At 72.5% G+C, this 604-nt stretch carries 1 pseudogene; it reads left to right on the plus strand.

From position 1 onward, the window contains the following. Positions 1-66: 66 nt before the first annotated feature. Positions 67-604, plus strand: a pseudogene (locus AC1DWF_RS36295) (hypothetical protein); the annotation flags it as partial.

The following is a 604-nucleotide window of genomic DNA, read 5'->3' on the forward strand; positions in this document are numbered from 1 at the left end:
ACAGCCAGCAGGCCACCACGCGCGCCATCGACGGCTTCCCGCTCATCCAGGCGCGGGGCTGAGCCCATGGCCGCTTACCGCCAGATCAAGGCGAGCTTCACCGCGGGCGAGCTCGCGCCCGAGCTGCTCGGCCGCAGCGACCTGCGCGCCTATGCGAACGGCGCCCGCCGGCTCCGCAATGTCTTCATCCAGCCCACCGGGGGTGTGACGCGCCGGCCGGGGCTGCGGCACATTGCGAGCCTGCCGGGCTCAGCGCGGCTGCTCGCCTTCGAATTCAACACGGAGCAGACCTACCTCCTCGTCTTCACCGCCGGCGCCTTCCGGGTCTTCCTGGGCGATGCGCTGGTGGCGCAGGGAACGGCGCCCTGGACCGCCGGGCACCTCCCGCAGCTGGCCTTCACGCAGAGCGCGGACACGCTGCTGGTCTGCCATCCGGACCTGCCGCCGCAGCGGCTGACGCGCAGCAGCCACACCGCCTGGACGCTGGCGGACTGGAACTGGATCAGCCTGCCGACCTTCCGCTTCGCCGCCCCGGACATCTCGCTCACGCCGAGCGGGACGTCCGGCAGCGTGACGGTCACGGCCTCGGCCGCGGTCTTCTCCG

Source organism: Aminobacter sp. P4_D5 (genome assembly GCF_056401815.1).